The organism is Actinoallomurus bryophytorum (genome assembly GCF_006716425.1).
Taxonomy (GTDB): domain Bacteria; phylum Actinomycetota; class Actinomycetes; order Streptosporangiales; family Streptosporangiaceae; genus Actinoallomurus; species Actinoallomurus bryophytorum.
Window position 1 is genome coordinate 3330153 of sequence record NZ_VFOZ01000001.1, and the last position, 14785, is coordinate 3344937.

The 14785-nt window shown below is 65.7% G+C and carries 19 protein-coding genes and 1 tRNA gene; 9 read left to right on the forward strand and 11 right to left on the reverse strand.

From position 1 onward, the window contains the following. Positions 1 to 706: 706 nt before the first annotated feature. Positions 707 to 856 carry a hypothetical protein gene (locus FB559_RS43875; protein ID WP_185792224.1) on the reverse strand — a complete coding sequence of 50 codons (150 nt, stop codon included), beginning with the start codon at positions 854 to 856 and terminating at the stop codon, positions 707 to 709. Between the two features lie 130 nt (positions 857 to 986). Between FB559_RS43875 and FB559_RS43880 the strand changes: the two genes are divergently transcribed. Next, positions 987 to 1139: a hypothetical protein gene (locus FB559_RS43880; RefSeq protein WP_185792225.1), complete on the forward strand. Its 153-nt coding sequence runs from the start codon at positions 987 to 989 to the stop codon at positions 1137 to 1139. Between the two features lie 184 nt (positions 1140 to 1323). Here FB559_RS43880 and FB559_RS15465 read toward each other — a convergent pair whose 3' ends face one another. The 4 genes from FB559_RS15465 to FB559_RS15480 all read right to left on the reverse strand — a co-directional run bounded on the left by FB559_RS15465 (position 1324) and on the right by FB559_RS15480 (position 3622). Next, complete coding sequence (locus FB559_RS15465) at positions 1324 to 1845, reverse strand: hypothetical protein (RefSeq protein ID WP_141956271.1); 522 nt, start codon at positions 1843 to 1845, stop codon at positions 1324 to 1326. A gap of 373 nt (positions 1846 to 2218) precedes the next feature. Then, a complete protein-coding gene (locus tag FB559_RS15470) occupies positions 2219 to 2392 on the reverse strand; it encodes a hydrophobic protein (protein ID WP_141956272.1) in 174 nt (57 codons plus the stop codon). Positions 2393 to 2541: 149 nt separating this feature from the next. Next, positions 2542 to 2943: a RidA family protein gene (locus tag FB559_RS15475; protein ID WP_141956273.1), complete on the reverse strand. Its 402-nt coding sequence runs from the start codon at positions 2941 to 2943 to the stop codon at positions 2542 to 2544. 46 nt (positions 2944 to 2989) lie between these two features. Next, a complete protein-coding gene (locus tag FB559_RS15480) occupies positions 2990 to 3622 on the reverse strand; it encodes an HNH endonuclease family protein (protein WP_221640033.1) in 633 nt (210 codons plus the stop codon). A 479-nt stretch (positions 3623 to 4101) separates the two neighbouring features. On the opposite strand from FB559_RS15480, the gene FB559_RS44645 reads away from it, so the two are divergent. The 3 genes from FB559_RS44645 (at position 4102) to FB559_RS15490 (ending at position 5379) form a co-directional block, all read left to right on the forward strand. Beyond that, positions 4102 to 4221 (forward strand): DLW-39 family protein, encoded by a 120-nt coding sequence (locus tag FB559_RS44645; RefSeq protein ID WP_221640034.1) that lies wholly within the window; start codon positions 4102 to 4104, stop codon positions 4219 to 4221. A 40-nt stretch (positions 4222 to 4261) separates the two neighbouring features. Next, a complete protein-coding gene (locus FB559_RS15485; protein ID WP_221640035.1) occupies positions 4262 to 4975 on the forward strand; it encodes an HAD family hydrolase in 714 nt (237 codons plus the stop codon). A gap of 331 nt (positions 4976 to 5306) precedes the next feature. Then, positions 5307 to 5379: transfer RNA gene (locus tag FB559_RS15490), tRNA-Ala, on the forward strand. A 270-nt stretch (positions 5380 to 5649) separates the two neighbouring features. Here the strand turns inward: FB559_RS15490 and FB559_RS15495 are convergent. Continuing rightward, positions 5650 to 6870 carry an IS110 family RNA-guided transposase gene (locus tag FB559_RS15495; protein ID WP_246121622.1) on the reverse strand — a complete coding sequence of 407 codons (1221 nt, stop codon included), beginning with the start codon at positions 6868 to 6870 and terminating at the stop codon, positions 5650 to 5652. 234 nt (positions 6871 to 7104) lie between these two features. On the opposite strand from FB559_RS15495, the gene FB559_RS15500 reads away from it, so the two are divergent. Then, a complete protein-coding gene (locus FB559_RS15500) occupies positions 7105 to 7518 on the forward strand; it encodes a nuclear transport factor 2 family protein (RefSeq protein ID WP_141956274.1) in 414 nt (137 codons plus the stop codon). A gap of 723 nt (positions 7519 to 8241) precedes the next feature. Here FB559_RS15500 and FB559_RS15505 read toward each other — a convergent pair. Continuing rightward, positions 8242 to 8616 carry a hypothetical protein gene (locus FB559_RS15505; RefSeq protein WP_141956275.1) on the reverse strand — a complete coding sequence of 125 codons (375 nt, stop codon included), beginning with the start codon at positions 8614 to 8616 and terminating at the stop codon, positions 8242 to 8244. A gap of 224 nt (positions 8617 to 8840) precedes the next feature. Next, on the reverse strand, positions 8841 to 9182 hold the full coding sequence (locus tag FB559_RS15510; protein ID WP_141956276.1) for a hypothetical protein: 342 nt from the start codon (positions 9180 to 9182) through the stop codon (positions 8841 to 8843). Between the two features lie 759 nt (positions 9183 to 9941). Here FB559_RS15510 and FB559_RS44650 point away from each other — a divergent pair. After that, positions 9942 to 10178, forward strand: a complete 237-nt coding sequence (locus FB559_RS44650; RefSeq protein WP_221640036.1) for a hypothetical protein — start codon at positions 9942 to 9944, stop codon at positions 10176 to 10178. Between the two features lie 172 nt (positions 10179 to 10350). Continuing rightward, complete coding sequence (locus FB559_RS46705) at positions 10351 to 10884, forward strand: DinB family protein (protein ID WP_185792226.1); 534 nt, start codon at positions 10351 to 10353, stop codon at positions 10882 to 10884. A gap of 21 nt (positions 10885 to 10905) precedes the next feature. Here FB559_RS46705 and FB559_RS15525 read toward each other — a convergent pair whose 3' ends face one another. Next, entirely contained in the window at positions 10906 to 11286 is a 381-nt protein-coding gene (locus tag FB559_RS15525) for a hypothetical protein (RefSeq protein ID WP_141956278.1), read from the reverse strand. 252 nt (positions 11287 to 11538) lie between these two features. On the opposite strand from FB559_RS15525, the gene FB559_RS15530 reads away from it, so the two are divergent. After that, positions 11539 to 11814: a hypothetical protein gene (locus FB559_RS15530; protein WP_141956279.1), complete on the forward strand. Its 276-nt coding sequence runs from the start codon at positions 11539 to 11541 to the stop codon at positions 11812 to 11814. Positions 11815 to 11886: 72 nt separating this feature from the next. Here the strand turns inward: FB559_RS15530 and FB559_RS15535 are convergent, their stop codons facing one another. Beyond that, the gene (locus tag FB559_RS15535) at positions 11887 to 12750 is read right to left on the reverse strand and encodes a histidine phosphatase family protein (RefSeq protein WP_342780938.1); all 864 of its coding nucleotides are present in this window, start codon (positions 12748 to 12750) and stop codon (positions 11887 to 11889) included. A 292-nt stretch (positions 12751 to 13042) separates the two neighbouring features. Next, positions 13043 to 13420 (reverse strand): hypothetical protein, encoded by a 378-nt coding sequence (locus tag FB559_RS15540; RefSeq protein WP_141956281.1) that lies wholly within the window; start codon positions 13418 to 13420, stop codon positions 13043 to 13045. A gap of 251 nt (positions 13421 to 13671) precedes the next feature. On the opposite strand from FB559_RS15540, the gene FB559_RS15545 reads away from it, so the two are divergent. Beyond that, positions 13672 to 14601, forward strand: coding sequence for a maleylpyruvate isomerase family mycothiol-dependent enzyme (locus FB559_RS15545; RefSeq protein WP_246121625.1), 930 nt, complete (start codon positions 13672 to 13674; stop codon positions 14599 to 14601). The last annotated feature ends 184 nt before the right edge of the window (positions 14602 to 14785 follow it).

Sequence of the window (14785 nt, forward strand, 5' to 3'; positions counted from 1 at the left end):
ACGAGACCCCCGCCGCTGGCGGGGGTTTCTGCGTTGTACTGGAGAAATACTGGGGATCGTTCCGCAAAACGAGCCCCGACGCGAACCTCACCCGGCCATGGTCTGCCGGCCGCTCCGGAGCTCTACCACGACGGGCCGATCGCCACGCCGCGCGCCGCCCTCACGCCATGGCTCCAGCAGCTCGTCGAGCAACGCCACCGGAGCGTGCGGCTCCCGGCCGGCGCCGAGGTCGATCGCCCGCGCGCTGCTCCAGCGGCGACTCCCACCGCGCCTGGAGACCGTCGAGGATCCGCTGCCGCATCTCCGGCGTCGAGTGCGAGTACACCCTGCGGATCCCCCCGAGCCGATACCCGAGCCGCTCGTACCTCGCGACCTCGGGCACGCCGTCCTCGATCAGGCACGCCGTCCTCGATCAGCCACGTCTTGTGGCTGTGCCGCTGGCCGTGCGGAGTCAGGCCCAGCTCGACCGCCAGCCACGCCGCCTCCGCACGTTCCGCATTGTTCCGGCCGACCACCGGCCGACCGCCGGCCGACCACCGGCTGGCCCGGCCACGCCTCGCCGTCCAGGCGCACGTGGACCGGCGATGCCCGGCGGTTATCCACAGGACGAACGCCTCTGTGGACGGGGTGAACTACCGCCGGTAGGTTGCTCCGGCGGTGGTGGCCGCCCGCGGGGCCGAGGAATACGTACTCATGTGGCCGCTGGTCATGGCCTGTCCGGGCAGGAGCAGTAGCTCTTCGACGACGCCGAGACGTGAGCCGCGAGCAGCTCGGCCAGGAAGGGCGGGAGCGGGATGTCGCGGCGGCTGCCCTTCTTCGGCGACCGCCGGTAGAACGTGGCGAATCCGGAGCTCAACGGTCCGTTGAGCTTCCCGTTGGTCTACGGCGGGTGGAGCGTCTGGTTTCACGTGTCGCTGACGGAGCCCGGGAACCCGGTCTATATGTTCGATTGGGATGGCTGGGACTGGACCTAGCGGGATGCGCCAATGGTTGTCGTGGACCAGGACCAGGTCTGGCCCAGCCTCGCCGAGTGGCTGGGGCGATGGGCAGACGGACACGACGTGTGGGAGCACGATCCGTACATCGCCGCTCTGGTCAGGTCGGATGATCACTACGACGACAGCGACTTCCCGGACTGACAGCAACGGTGACAGCAACACCGGTAGACGTCGCCGGATGAACGCGGACCCGCGTGGACGGCCGACGTCGGCGATCACCTAGATCATGATCGAACTGATGAGGATGGGGCCGGAGGTTCAAATCCTCTTAGGCACACTCAATCCAAAGCCTCCGCCAGGTTTTTTGGTGGGGCTTTCGGCTGCCTTACCGGCGTCGTTTCTCGGGCCAGTCGAAGGTCAGCTCATCGCCGGGAGCGAGTGACGCCCAGCGGCGGGCGGTGGCCTGGAGCGTCGCAGCGGCCGCGATCACTTTCGGGCCGTCGACGCTCGTGTCGGGAAGCGTGGAGAGCACCTCCCTGGCCGCCTTGGCGACGCCGCCGGCGGACGTGATGCCCTCCGCGGCGACGTACTCCACCAGGTCGGCCATCAGCTCCGCACGCTGCAGCCGTTCGGACCGAGCGCGGATCGCCGACTCAGAGCGCTCCTTGGCGTGGGGAGGCCGACGGCCGTCGATGTGCCTCATGCTGGAGAACACCGCACCCGCGGCCACCGCTCCCCAGAAGCCTCCGTCTTCCTCCGTCTCACGCTCGACGACGAAGTGGACCGCGTCGTGTGGCAGGGCAGGCCCTGCCACACCCTCGTGCACGCGATACCGGACACCATCCGAACGCTCCACGACGCTGAAAGAGCGCTGGCCGTCGGCCAGCCGGGGAAATCTCACTCGCATGCGTCTCAGCGTCGCATGGCCGCGCAACGGGTTTTCGTCCCCACGCGACGGGCTCCCGATCGTGACCGCGGAAGAGCATGCTGCCCCACTCGCCGGCTCCCGCGGCCGGTCTCGGGCGAGTCGAGAGGCGCATGGGAATGGAAGGGAAAGGGATGCTCCGGCGCCGACCGCATGTCACCGTAACAGAATACTTTTCGGGAGGATTGACACCCATCTACTACGGGTAAGGCAAGCCCGATCATTGCGTGACACTCGGTAATTTATTGATGCCAATGGGTATTTCATTGCTTGGCGGAAATGACGATCGCGCCGCCACCGCGTGATCGCGGCGACGGCGCGTTCGTTTGATCTTGCGCCGATGGGAAGAGCTGGTCTACCAGCGATACCAGCGGCCTCTGGGGCCACCCGCCGTACCCGCTCCGCGGAAGACGAAGCCGAGGAGCCACAGCACCAAGACGGCGAGTGCGATCCACCACAGCACGTGGATCGCGAACCCGGCACCGCCGAGGATCAGCGCGAGCAATAGAACCGCTATAACGATACCCATTTGTTTTCTCCCTTCAAGTACGCATCGAAATTCATCCCCTCAGACAGAGGAATAAACCTGCCCATGCCAAGCCTTCGCCGAATGGGGGATTCTGCTCGGTGACCGGATGGCCACTCTGTGATCAGAACCGCGGAAGGATGCCACTGAGGTCAGAGAGACGGGCGCATGGCCACAGCCTCGAGTTCCACGAGCTGATCCGGATACCCGAGTACGACGACGCCGAGCAGTGTGCTGGGAGCGTCATGGGTGCCGAACGCGTCGCGGATCTCCTCCCAGGCCGCCACGAGGTCCGTACGCTCTGCCGACGCGACGTACACGGTCGTCTTGAGTACGTCGCGTCGGCCGGCGCCGGACGCCACCAGGGCGGCGAAGAGATTTGTGACGCACTGCCGCGCCTGGGCACGTACGTCGCCGGGTCCCACGGTCGCCCCGCTCTCGCCGAGCGGGCAGGCGCCGGCGGTGAAGACCAGGGCGCCGACAGGTGCGACGGCGGCGTAGGCGTACTCGACTCCGGCGTACAGGCCGGCGGCGCGGATGAGTTCGATGGTCATCCCCGCAGCGTTTCAGGGCACCTCGGTCACGGGCGCCCGTGCCTGGTCAGCACTTGTTGAGAAGCGAGGTGAGGGCCTTCTTCTCGGCGGTGTTCACCGACAGGCTCCAGGCGTACTTCACCTGCACGTACGAGCGCGCGTACGTGCAGCGGAACGCACTTCGCGGTGGCAGCCAGCGGCCCGGGTCCTTGCCGCCCTTGTCCATGTTGAGCGGGTGGTCGGATATCCACAGCTCCGCGTGGCGCAGGTCGTTGGCGAACGCCTGGCGCCGGGCCGTGGTCCAGGACTTCGCGCCGGAGCGCCAGGCCTCGGACAGGGCGACAAGGTGTTCGATGTCGACCTTGTGCGGGCTTGTCACGGTCTTGCCGTCGTACGGGCTATACCAGCTGCCCTTGGTCGGGTAGCAGTCGGAGCCGACCCGTACGCCCTTGCCGTCGCGCATGAGCACCACCTCGCGGGTGCTGCAGCCGAAGCCCTGGTCGATCCAGTGGGGGAACTTCGCCCGGCTGTATCCGGACAGGGAGATCTCCTTCTTGACCTTCAGCGCGGCGAGCTCGGACTTCGCGGTGGTCGCGCCAGGGGGCGGGGGCGGTACCGCGGACGCCGGCGAGGAGGTCATGATCGCGGTTGTGAGCGGCAGGCCCGTCAGGATCGCGGCGGTGGTGATCGCACGCTTCACGGCACTCTCCTTTTCTCGGAGGCTCTCCACGCGCGAGAGTCCCTCCTGAGAACCACATCCTGGTAAGCAATACGTAAACGGGATATGGCGGAGTGTGACCTCATATGGACCGATACGGGAGGTTTCCGTGCAGTGACGACGGGCAGCCGGCGCCGTACGGTGGGCTTCCGCCGGTCGTCGGTAGGTGATTCCTTGTACGGAGAGTTAATCCACAGGCTTGTGGATAACGATGTGGGGAGTGCCTGGAGGAGTGCCCCGGTAGGAGATCACGACGATCGGGTTATCCACAGGTGTGGAGGATCGGGCGCCGCTCGTGAGGCAACATCCCGGTCTCGATGTGGCCACAGACGTACAGCCCGACGTTGGAGAACGCCTAGAATCCCATGATCGATAACGGGCGGGGGGAAGCCGCCCGGCACACCGGAACGGTTGCTAGGCTGCGAGTCGCACCGTCAGTCGAAGTTTGAAGGGGTCCCACCGTGAAGAAACTCATCGTTCTTGCGCTGGTCGCCCTCGGTGGTTTCGCGGTTTGGCGTCGGCTCCAGCAGGACCGGGCCGAGCTGGACCTGTGGACCGAGGCGACCTCGGCGGACAGCTGAGATACGACATTGATACCGGCGGGGAGCATGGGGGGCGTGCGTGGACGACACAGCGCGGATCACGCTTGCCTGCCTTGACCTCGCCGGTACGAGCGTGGCCGACGGCGGCGTGGTCGAAAAGGCCTTCGCCGAGGCGCTGGCCACGCAGGGGGTCGTACGCGGCACCGAGGCGTACGGCCGCTCGATGGCCCGCGTGCAGGCCGCGCGGGGGCAGTCGAAGCTGGACGTCTTCCGCCAGATCTTCTCCGACGAGGATCGAGCACGCGCTGCCAACCACTCTTTTGAGCGCGCCTACGACTCGATCATCGATCGCGACGGCCTGACGCCGATCCCCGGCGCCGAGGCCACCATGGACAAACTCACCGATGCGGGCGTACGCGTCTGCCTGATGACGGGATTCGGCCGCGCCACCCTGGGCCGCGTCATCGACACGCTCGGCTGGTGGAAACGCGCCGACCTCCTGATCTGCCCAGACGACGCCGGCGGCCGCGGCCGCCCGTACCCGGACATGATCCTCACGGCGGCCCTGCGCCTCCAGGTCGAGAACGTCCGCCACATCGCGGTGTGCGGAGACACGGCAAGCGACATGCGCAGCGGTCACCGAGCAGGAGCCTCCATCGTCGCGGGCGTCCTGACCGGCGCCCACGACCGCCCCCAACTCGAAACGGCAGGCGCGACCGAGGTACTGGAGAGCATCTCGGGCCTACCAGACCTGATCCTGCGAACGACCGCCGCGATCCCCGCACCGCGATAGCGCCTGCGGCTGCGGCTGCGGCTGCGGCGATGCTCACCACTGAGCACCTGCGCCGAGACCCCGCCCGTATGTCTGGACCCCAGCCCGGTATGCGTGCGCCTCACTGGGCGTGTAGGCGAAACGGAACGGCGACGCCCCGGGGCGCAGGCCGAGTCAGCCGCCACCAGTCACGATCCGCCGAGGCGAGCCAGAGGGATCGGCGACGACACCCTGCCCCCTGACCCGCCTGGAAGCCTGATGCCACGAGTACGCGAGAACACGACCTCCCGACGAGCGGTACGCCCGAACACGACACCCCTGGTTCCCCGGTAGGCTGTTGCTCGTTTCACGAGGGGCCTTAGCTCAGTTGGTAGAGCGCCTGCTTTGCAAGCAGGAAGTCAGGGGTTCGAATCCCCTAGGCTCCACGGTGCCGGCCCGGGGGCGACCCCCGGAACCCCCGATGTGAGGGGCTCCGCCCCCCACGCCCCCCTGTGGGCTGGCGTCGCAGGTTGGTTAGTGGTTGAGGTGGAAGCCTGGTCATCCCGCCCGCCATCGTCCCAGGACAAGCCGAGCAGACCAGGCCCGCCGGGTCGAGGTCGTTCGTCCAGCGGGGCGCTCCACCCCGACCCGTCGGGCCTGGCCCGCTCCCCGCCGGGTGGGACGATTCTCAATCGGGTTGTCAAGGCGGTGTGGGGTCATGCGGCCTTGGTGGTCGGGGGTGTGAGTTCGTAGCAGCGTCGGTCTCGGATGAGGGCCCATAGGACGTTGACGCGTCGTCGTGCGAGGGCGAGGACGGCTTGGGTGTGGAGTTTGCCTTCGGCGCGTTTGCGGTCGTAGTAGGTGCGGGATTCGGGGTTGTAGCGGACGCTGATCAGGGCGGATGTGTAGAAGACGCGGTTGAGGTCGCGGTTGTAGCGGCGCGGGCGGTGGCGGTTGCCGCTGATCCGGCCGGAGTCGTGGGGGCGTGGGGCCAGGCCGGCGTAGCCGGCGAGGTGGTCGGCGGAGGCGAAGGCGGTCATGTTTCCGCCGGTGGCGGCGAGGAACTCGGCGCCGAGCAGCGTCCCGATGCCGGGCATGCTGGTGATCACTTCGGCCAGTTCGTGGCGGGCGAACCGGTCTTCGATCAGCGCGTCGGTGTGCTCGATTTGCTCGGTGAGCCTCAGGACATGCTTGGCGAGTTCGGCTGTCAGTCGTGCGGCCATGTGTTCGCCGGGCAGGACGGCGGTCTGGGATTGGGCTGCGCGGATGACTCGGTCGGCCAGGTCGGCGGCGCCTTTGCGTACTCCGTTCTCGCGGAGCCAGGACGTCAGCTTCTCCGGGGTCAGCCCGCGGATGGCGGCGGGGGTGTTCGCGCCGGTGAGCAGGATCAGGGGGCCTTTGTGGGCCAGGTCCAGGGCGCGTTCGATGGCCGGGCAGACGTTCAGGAGTTGGTCACGGAGCCGGTTGATCGCCCGGGTCCGGTCGGTGACCAGGTCTTGGCGGTGGGCCACCAGCATCCGCAGCTCGGTGATCAGCCCATCCTCATCAAGCACCGGCCGCAGATCGCGGCGCATCCGGGCCTGGTCGGCGATGACGGCGGCGTCGCGGGCATCGGTCTTGCCCTCACCGCGGTAACCATCGGCCGCCCGGTTGACCATGTGACCGGAGAGGTAGAAGACCTTCTGGCCATCGGAGAACAGCAGCGTCACCAACAACGTGGCGCCTCCGGTGCGCACATCGATCGCCCAGATCACCTCGCCGGCCAATGCGCAGACCTCGGCTATCAACTCCAGCAGGTCGGCCTCATCATTGGCCACCCGCCGCGACAGCAGCCGCCTGCCCTCAGAATCGATCACCACCGCGTGATGATGAGCTTTGCCGATGTCCACACCGGCCCACACCTGCTGCAACGCCGTCTCCCTGGCTCGACTTGCCATCTGTTCCCGAAGACGACCTCGCCGGCGCATCCCTACACAGCGACGTGTTCGCAATTCTCAATCAGCGGCCAGGGTCGTCGCAGGGGCACCGGGCGGCCAATCGTCCCAAGCCACAAGCGGCAGACGGCAGACAGCCACACCCGGCACCCCCGGGCGCCAGCACCCTACGACGGCCCGAGCAACCCACGATCAAGGTAGGGACGGCAGACGGGATGACCAGGCGGGCGGTGGCTCGTGACTGCTGTCGATATCTCGTCGGCACGATCCCATGCCGCCTGGATACTGATCCACATGGATACAAGGGCTCATGCAGATCAGTGGCTGGCGGGCTGGAACGCCCGAAACCTGGACGCCGTCATGGCCTGTTACTCCGATGACGTCGACTTCGCTGCGCTTACCGTTGTGACCCGCTGGGATCGGCCGGACGGCCGATTGCGGGGCAAGGCCGAGTTGCGCCGTCACTTCGAGCGAGGCATGCACCTCGCGCCAGAACTGACATTCACCGAAGAGGCGTTTTTGACCAGCCCAGGCGGCTACGCCCTGTTCTACCGGCGCGAGAACGGCAACCGCGCGCTGGACGTGGTCGAGCTGGACCAGCACGGGCACGCCGCCCGGGTCCGAGCGTTCTATGAGCAAGCACAGCAATAGAAACCGCCCGCCCACACGCCGACGGCAGTGACGGCAACCATGACGGCAACACAGGCAGACGAAGCCCGATAACCGCGAGCGTTGGGAGACGGGACGACCACGGACGGAACCCGACCACGTAGATCAAGATCGAACTGATAAAGCTGCGGTCGCTCGGTCAAGATCCCCAAGGGACCGACGACGCCGGCGAAGTCGGACGCCGTGCAATTAACCACGGTGATCAGGAGTCAACAGCGGTCACTGGCGGACACATGCTCGCCCAGGTTAACGACCATATGGGGCAAGATCGGCATGACTTGCAAGCAGGAAGTCGGGGGTTCGAATCCCCTTGGCTCCAGGGTGCCGGCCCGGGGGCGACCCCCGGAACCCCCGATGTGAGGGGCTCCGCCCCCCACGCCCCCTCGCGGGCTGGGGTCGCAGGGTTGCTCGCGGGTTTATTTGGGTGGCGTTGCTCGGGGCTGTTCTTTGGGGCGGTGGCGGATACGTTGCCGAATTGGGCTGTATTGGATCAACGCGACGGCGCTCCGCGCCGCTGCAGCCGCCCGCTCCGGCACGCCCCTACGGGCGTGCGGCGTAGGCGCCGGTCCCCCCGGCCGTGCCGATCGGGCGGCCAACGTCCCTGCTATCAGCGCAGACACTTGACAGCACAGCCACCATGCCAGCGCCGCCGTAGGACCAGGACGTGCCTCTGCGGGCAAGCTCGAATCGAGGTTCCCTAACCGCTCAACCCGCTCTTGCTTCCAGCTGCTCGCGCCTCATCCCCGCCCGGATCCGTACCGCTGGGCTGAAGAGCAGAAGAAGCTGGGCCGCGAACAACAGGCTGCGCGGCAGCTGAAAGCCGGACGGATCCCCGAGCCCGGTAATCAAGAACAGCACGGCACCGAACGCCATCAACGCGCCAAGTACCCGCCATGCAACGTGACTGCCCCGAGCTACTGCGATGAACAACATGAGATCAACGCATAGCCACATCACAGCCACGCCCCGACCGCCGGAGGGGTAACGGGCTATCGACTGGTTGACCACGTCAAGGACGACAGCTACGACAAGCAAGATCCGCGCGTTCCCGAACCGCACCCAGTTGAACGCCTTATACATCGTCCCCCAAACGCAGAAACCGCAGCATGCTCGATAGTACGCAGATGCGATGAAATGACCACGGCCTCGACGTCATGCTGGTCGAGCGCTCCTGGAGGCTCCGCCGCCCCAGACCCCCGCGCACCGCAGTACTCACCCACGATTGATGTCTGTCACGACGTCCCGCCGTACGCGCGGGACAGCACTCCGGACCGACGCGGTGACCCGCCTGGAGTTCGGCGCCGTCAGGCGCCAGGAAATTGAGCGGCGAGTTCGGCGATCTTGCGCACGGTCGTTTGGGGGACTGTTATCCCGATGTCCCAGGTTTCGGCATCGTGACCGATGAGGAGGGTGGCCTGGTCTGCCGCGTTGGGGTCAGGATCGGCAGACCAGTACACCGACGAATTCATGCAGGTGCCTACGGCCAGAGAGCGACGTGCGTTCCAATCGGCGTCCGCGATGCCGGCCAGCCGCTCAAGGTCGGCGCGGGGAGCTTCGATATGCAGCAGCCACGATGGGGACATCAGCGTTACTCGGATCTCTCCGTGGGCGGTTGCATCGAGATCCAGCCGGACGTCATCGACCATGGGTGCATGCTCCCATGGGCCATGCGGAAACCGGAGGTCTGTCGCCGACAGCCTGGCAGGCCGCCACCGGAGTCGTCGGCAGGACCGCATCACGTGCCGCAAGCCCAGCGACTGCTCGTGTCATTAGCGTGCCATTAGCCGCGGTGATCATGGATCAACAGCGGTCACTCGCGGACACATGTCTGCACAGGTCAGCGGCTACGTGGGCCAGGATCAGCGTGATTTGCAAGCAGGAAGTGAGGGGTTCGAATCCCCTAGGCTCCACGGTGCTGGCCCGGGGGGCGACCCCCGGAACCTCCGATGTGAGGGGCTCCGCCCCTCACGCCCCCCCGGGGCTGGGTCGCAGGTTGCTTTCGGGTTCGTTCGGGTGGCGTTGCTCCGGCTGTTCTATCGGGTAGCGGATACCTTGCCGAATCAATCTCTATTGGATCAAGGCGACGACACTGCCCGCCGTCGCTGCAGCCCGCCCTACGGGCGTGCGGCGTGGGCGCCGGTCCCCCCGGTCGTGCCGATCGGGCGACCCGCAACCGGACGAAGCACCGCTTCTGGTCTGGATGTGCCATCGCTCTCGGCGACGTCTAGTGCCGCATAAGAGAACCTTTGGCCCGTCTCACCGTCGTTCCTCTGGCGTCTGACGAACCGCGTAGCGCAGCACCGTGGTCTCGCCCTCCACGTGGGAAGAGATCGCCTCGAGTCTGATCGGAGCGCCACCGGCGCTCTCAAAGAGGAAACGCCCTCGCCGACGGGGACCGGAGCGACATGCACGATGATCTCGTCCAGAAGCCCGGCCTCGAGACACTGCCGGGCGACGTAGGCACCCAGGATGACTACATTCGCACCATCGGCGGCCTTCTTGGCAAGCGTCACCGCCTCCTCGATACCCATATCGAGGAACCGCCCGGTCACCCCCTTCACGACAGGAGGTTGCGCCGGCGGATGATGGCGCAGCACAAAGAACGGCCCGCGAAAGGCGCCTCCATAGAAGCCCATTTGTAGGCGGTCCTCGACATCCTGCGTACGCCGGCCGACCAGCAGGGCTCCGGTCGATCGGACAACCTCGTCGGCGGTCTGGCCTGATCCGCCATCGACGTCGAAAACCCACATAGTCCAGTGGTCGGCCGGACAACGGCATCCGGCCGCCCGGATCGGGGATGCCCGGCTCTGCGAGGTGCTCGTCCACCACGTCGATCTGCAGGTCGGCGTCACGCCCGACCATTGGCCCGCCGACTTCGTCGCCCATGAGTTGAACGGGGTAACAGCGGCCCTCACCGCCCGCGAGAACGCACCCGCCATGCGACTCCACGCTACCGACACCGGTACGCAGTACGAGGTACGTAGCAGCAATGACGCTCCCGTCATCCGAGGCTGCCAAGCATCCCTTCTGGCATGGCTGATGGGCCGATCAGTCGGCGACGACCTGATCATCGACAGCGGCAGGGTTCTGCCACTCCGCCGTTCCTCTACTAAAGGCCGGCCCCACTCACCACGTCACGGGAAGCTCTTACGGCCTGCCTCCGGCAGGGGCGCTCCGGCGCGGGGATCTCAGCCGCCGAGGCGGAGCAGTGCACGTGGGCCGGAGTTCAGGAGTTCAAGTGAGAGCCTGGTCATCCCCTCCACCGAGGTCCCAGGACAAGCCCAGCAGACCAGGCAGAGGAGCCGTGGCCTCTACACGCCGACGGAACGCCTCACGCCCGTCCACTGAATTGCTCACCGTCGTCGGCCCTCAACGTTTGTGGTGCAGGCTTTTGGCGGCCTCCAGCATGCTGCGCTCCAGTGCGGTGCGGTGACCTGGATCATCTTCCCAAAGCAGCGTAAGGGCGTACATGTCCCGAAGGGCTTCGGGTTCGCCCAAACGGAAGCTCTCGGCGCTGACCTTTGAGGCTGCTTCATAGGGGCTCAGGCTTCCGTTGAGCATGCACTGTGCCCAGAAGTGCACGTACTCCCAGCGAAGTGCGTCGGCGTTCGGGATGTCAATGCCCAGTTCATCCATGGCGGCACGGTAGAGGTCACGAATGTCCCGAGGGTCATCTCGCTGGCTGAGCCCGGCGAGCTGGTGGATGGAGGGTGAGTCGATGCCCCGGACGATCGCCTCTGCGGCGATCATGGGCAGTTCTTCAGGTGAAACATCACCTGTGACGTAGGAACAACTGAGGCGCCGAAGGGTCTCCACGTGCGTAGTCTGCCGCTGAAGCATGCTCGATGACCAAGGCGCTCCCAAGTGCTCTTGAAGCAGGCGATGCATACGGCCCCGAAGGAGGTGCATATGAAGGGGCCGCAGCCATAGATGCCGGGCCATTAAGGCAGACGGGATGACCATGCCGACGGCGTGCGCCTGGAGCCACGCCACACTAGGGACATGACTCGCGATCCCGCCCGCTATGAAGACCGCCAGGACGTTCGATGGGACCTGGTGGCGTACAGCGCTCAGGATGACCATCTGTGCGGGGAGTTCCCGGTCACTCGGGAGCAGTTCATCCGTGTCCGGGAGCTATTCGACTTCAGTGATGAGGCGTTCCCCGACTGCTACCCGGTACGTCCGGAGCTGTGGCCACAGGTGATCACGATACTTGCCTGCCCTCCGCTGGAGCCAGACAAGGAGTACTTCATCGAAGTGACGGCCACGGACTACTGACCAGCGTGGGCGATACGTCTTACATGCCCGCGCGTACGGTTGCTCACGGACGGATCGTCGAAAAGGCACAGGTCAGATACAGAGCGGCTTAGCGACGATCCGTGAGAGCGACTTTCCCGCTGGCAGCGATTCCGATGCCTCTCGTTGCGGGCCCGATGAGGGCGCCGGTTTAGTTATGAAGCCCAGAGGGAATCCGGTCCAGCGGAGGTCCTCTGGAAGGTGGGCCATGTCGTTGTAGGTCAGTACGGACGAGGGACGCTGGGGTGCGTATTGGATGATGGTCAGGGCCGCGTTGCAGTGATTGAGCCCGAGCCAGCGCCAGTTCGGTGCATCCAGCGCGGCACGGACTAGCCAGGCGATGAGGAAATTGTGGGTGACGACCAACTCGTGGCGAGGCTCGTCATCGTCGGCCGGCCCGGTGAACTGGCTGAGGGCTTCACGGGCCAGCTCCGGGCCTTGCGTCCGTTCTTCCGGCGGGATCTGCTTGAGGCGTCGCACGAGGTAGTCAACGGACGCGGGCGGGAGTTCTGCCACCTCCGGGACGTACGGGACGAAGTCGCCGGCCGCTTCCGTGACGTGAATAGGAACGTTGTCGAGTTGGTCGCCGATGAGCCGCGCGCTCTGTTCGGCCCGCGGCAGAGGCCCGTGATAGATCGTGGACAACGGGAAGCGGCGCAGCCGCTCGCCGAGCAGACGAGCTTGCCGACGGCCTCGGGCGGTCAAGGCGCTCTCATCCGGTGAAGCTTCACCATGCCGCGTGAGGTAGAGGAAACGACTAGCAGCGCCCGACATGTCAGAGCTCCCGTCTGCGTTACTCGATCTTCTACTCTGTTGGACGCCATCTCGGAGCGCGATGTTCCGGACGCTTCGTTTCGGGCCATTCGGGGGTATTAGCCCAGGTGGCTCAGGGTCAACAGCGGTCATTCGCGGACACATGCCCGTGCAGTTCAGGCCCTGTGACGGCCAAGATTCCTACGCTTCCCAAGCTGATAGCGCGGACGCTGAGGTCAGCCGGATGCAGGGTGCCGACGCGAGAACGTTGCAGTGCGTCCAAAGCCGTGAACAGGTCATCAAACGCCCGGATTGATCCAACTGGTGATCTCTTCACCGTCGTCGGCGGGGTTGCGCGGCGTCGACAGTAACAACGTCCTGGGCCCCGATGGGTTGACTGTCAGGCCCGCCGTCCCGTCGGCTGAGGGTGGGCGATGGTCAAACAGGGGCTGCAGGACTACGGGCTCGTCAGCCGTCGGCGCAACCACCATCGTGTTACAAGTGCCATCGGAAAGCTTCCCACCAAAATCACCGGCAGGCATATAAGTAGCGGAAGCTGGGTCGCGGCCACCGGCGCAACCAAGCACGCCCATGCGCTGACGATAAGCACCAATAGATAACGGCGGGAATTCAGTTCACCATACGGATTCTTCAAGAACAGGAACATCAACACGAAGACGTCGGCGCTGATAGTCGCGATCACTCCGACCAGAACGCCTCGGGCCTCGATCGCCCGGATCGTGACGCTCACGTCACCGGCAACTGCGATGAGACGAAGAAACCAGAGCGCCCCGGCTTGCGTCTGCACCACACTGCCAGAGCTTTGACCGCTCACTAGCCCGCCTTTCCAAGCAGTACAGATTTCGGCGACCATCTGGCCCGCTGACCATGCTCTCCTCTGATCTTCGCTGAAGACCAAAGGTGCCGCAATACATCGCGGGAGCATGATTTGCAAGCAGCAGGTCAGGGTTCGAATCTCTTAGGCCGAGCCAGGGGGCGACCCCGTAACCCCGATGCGAAGGGCTCTGCCCCCTACAGCCCCCGGGGCCTGGGTTGGCGGAGTTCCGTAAGGTTTACTAAGGGGCGTTGCTCAAGCGTTCCATAGAGCAGTGGTGGGATACGTTGACTGATATTTCCTGGTTGGGACCGCCCATCGATGTTCGGCCGCTATTCGCCGAACAGCACGTCGCGTTCATCGACCTGCTGCGTCAGCTCACCGACGACGAATGGCTCAGGCCAACGATCTGTCCGGAATGGACCGTCAAGGACATCGCCGCACACGTGCTTGGCGATCACGTCGGGCGGTTGTCGATGCACCGTGACGGTGAGGGCTTCCGCGTACTGCACCCACATGACGCGGAACCGTTCACCGTCTATCTGGACCGCATCAACGAGGAATGGGTGGTCACCGCACGCCGGATCAGCACGCCGCTGTTGATTGATCTGCTCTCCACCGTCGGCGAGCAGATCGTGCGATTCTGGCCGACCGTTGATCCGGCTGCCCTCGGGGCGCGAGTGCGCTGGGCTGGGCCCGGGCCGCTCCCGTTCTGGCTTGACGCCGCGCGGGACTTCAGCGAGTACTGGACCCACCACCAGCAGATCTGTGACGCCACCGGCCGAGCCGGACTCATGGACCCCGAGTACCTCGGCCCCGTCCTGGACACCTTCCTACGGGCCTTGCCGTACACGCTGCGCAACGTGACCGCTCCCGAAGGCACCGTCATTGAGATGAGCGTGACCGGATCCGGTGGAGGAGCGTGGACCTGCATCCGTGGGCCGGAACGCTGGAAGCTGCAACATCAGTCGTCTCCAGCACCTACCGCACGGGTCGAGCTGTCCGCCGACACCACCTGGCGTCTGTGCACCCGCGGCATCACCCCCGAAGAGGCGATAGCACAAGCACACATCAGCGGTGACCGACACCTGGCAACGGCAGCCCTCCAGATCGTGTCGATCATGTGGACGCCACCCGACGAGCAGGATGAGTGGCCGAAGCACCGTACGCCGGGCCATTAAGAGAGCTCGAATCCCCCAGCGGGGGCATCAGGCGTACGGGATGACGGGACGGGCGGTGATGTGCGTTCGTCCGGGCGGACAGCGGCGCGCAGTGAGGGGCGGCAGCGGGGGCCTGCGTCCACTATCGGCATGAGTGGTGAACTCACGAGTCTGGTCGCGGTAGCCGGGACCCGGCTCTGACCTA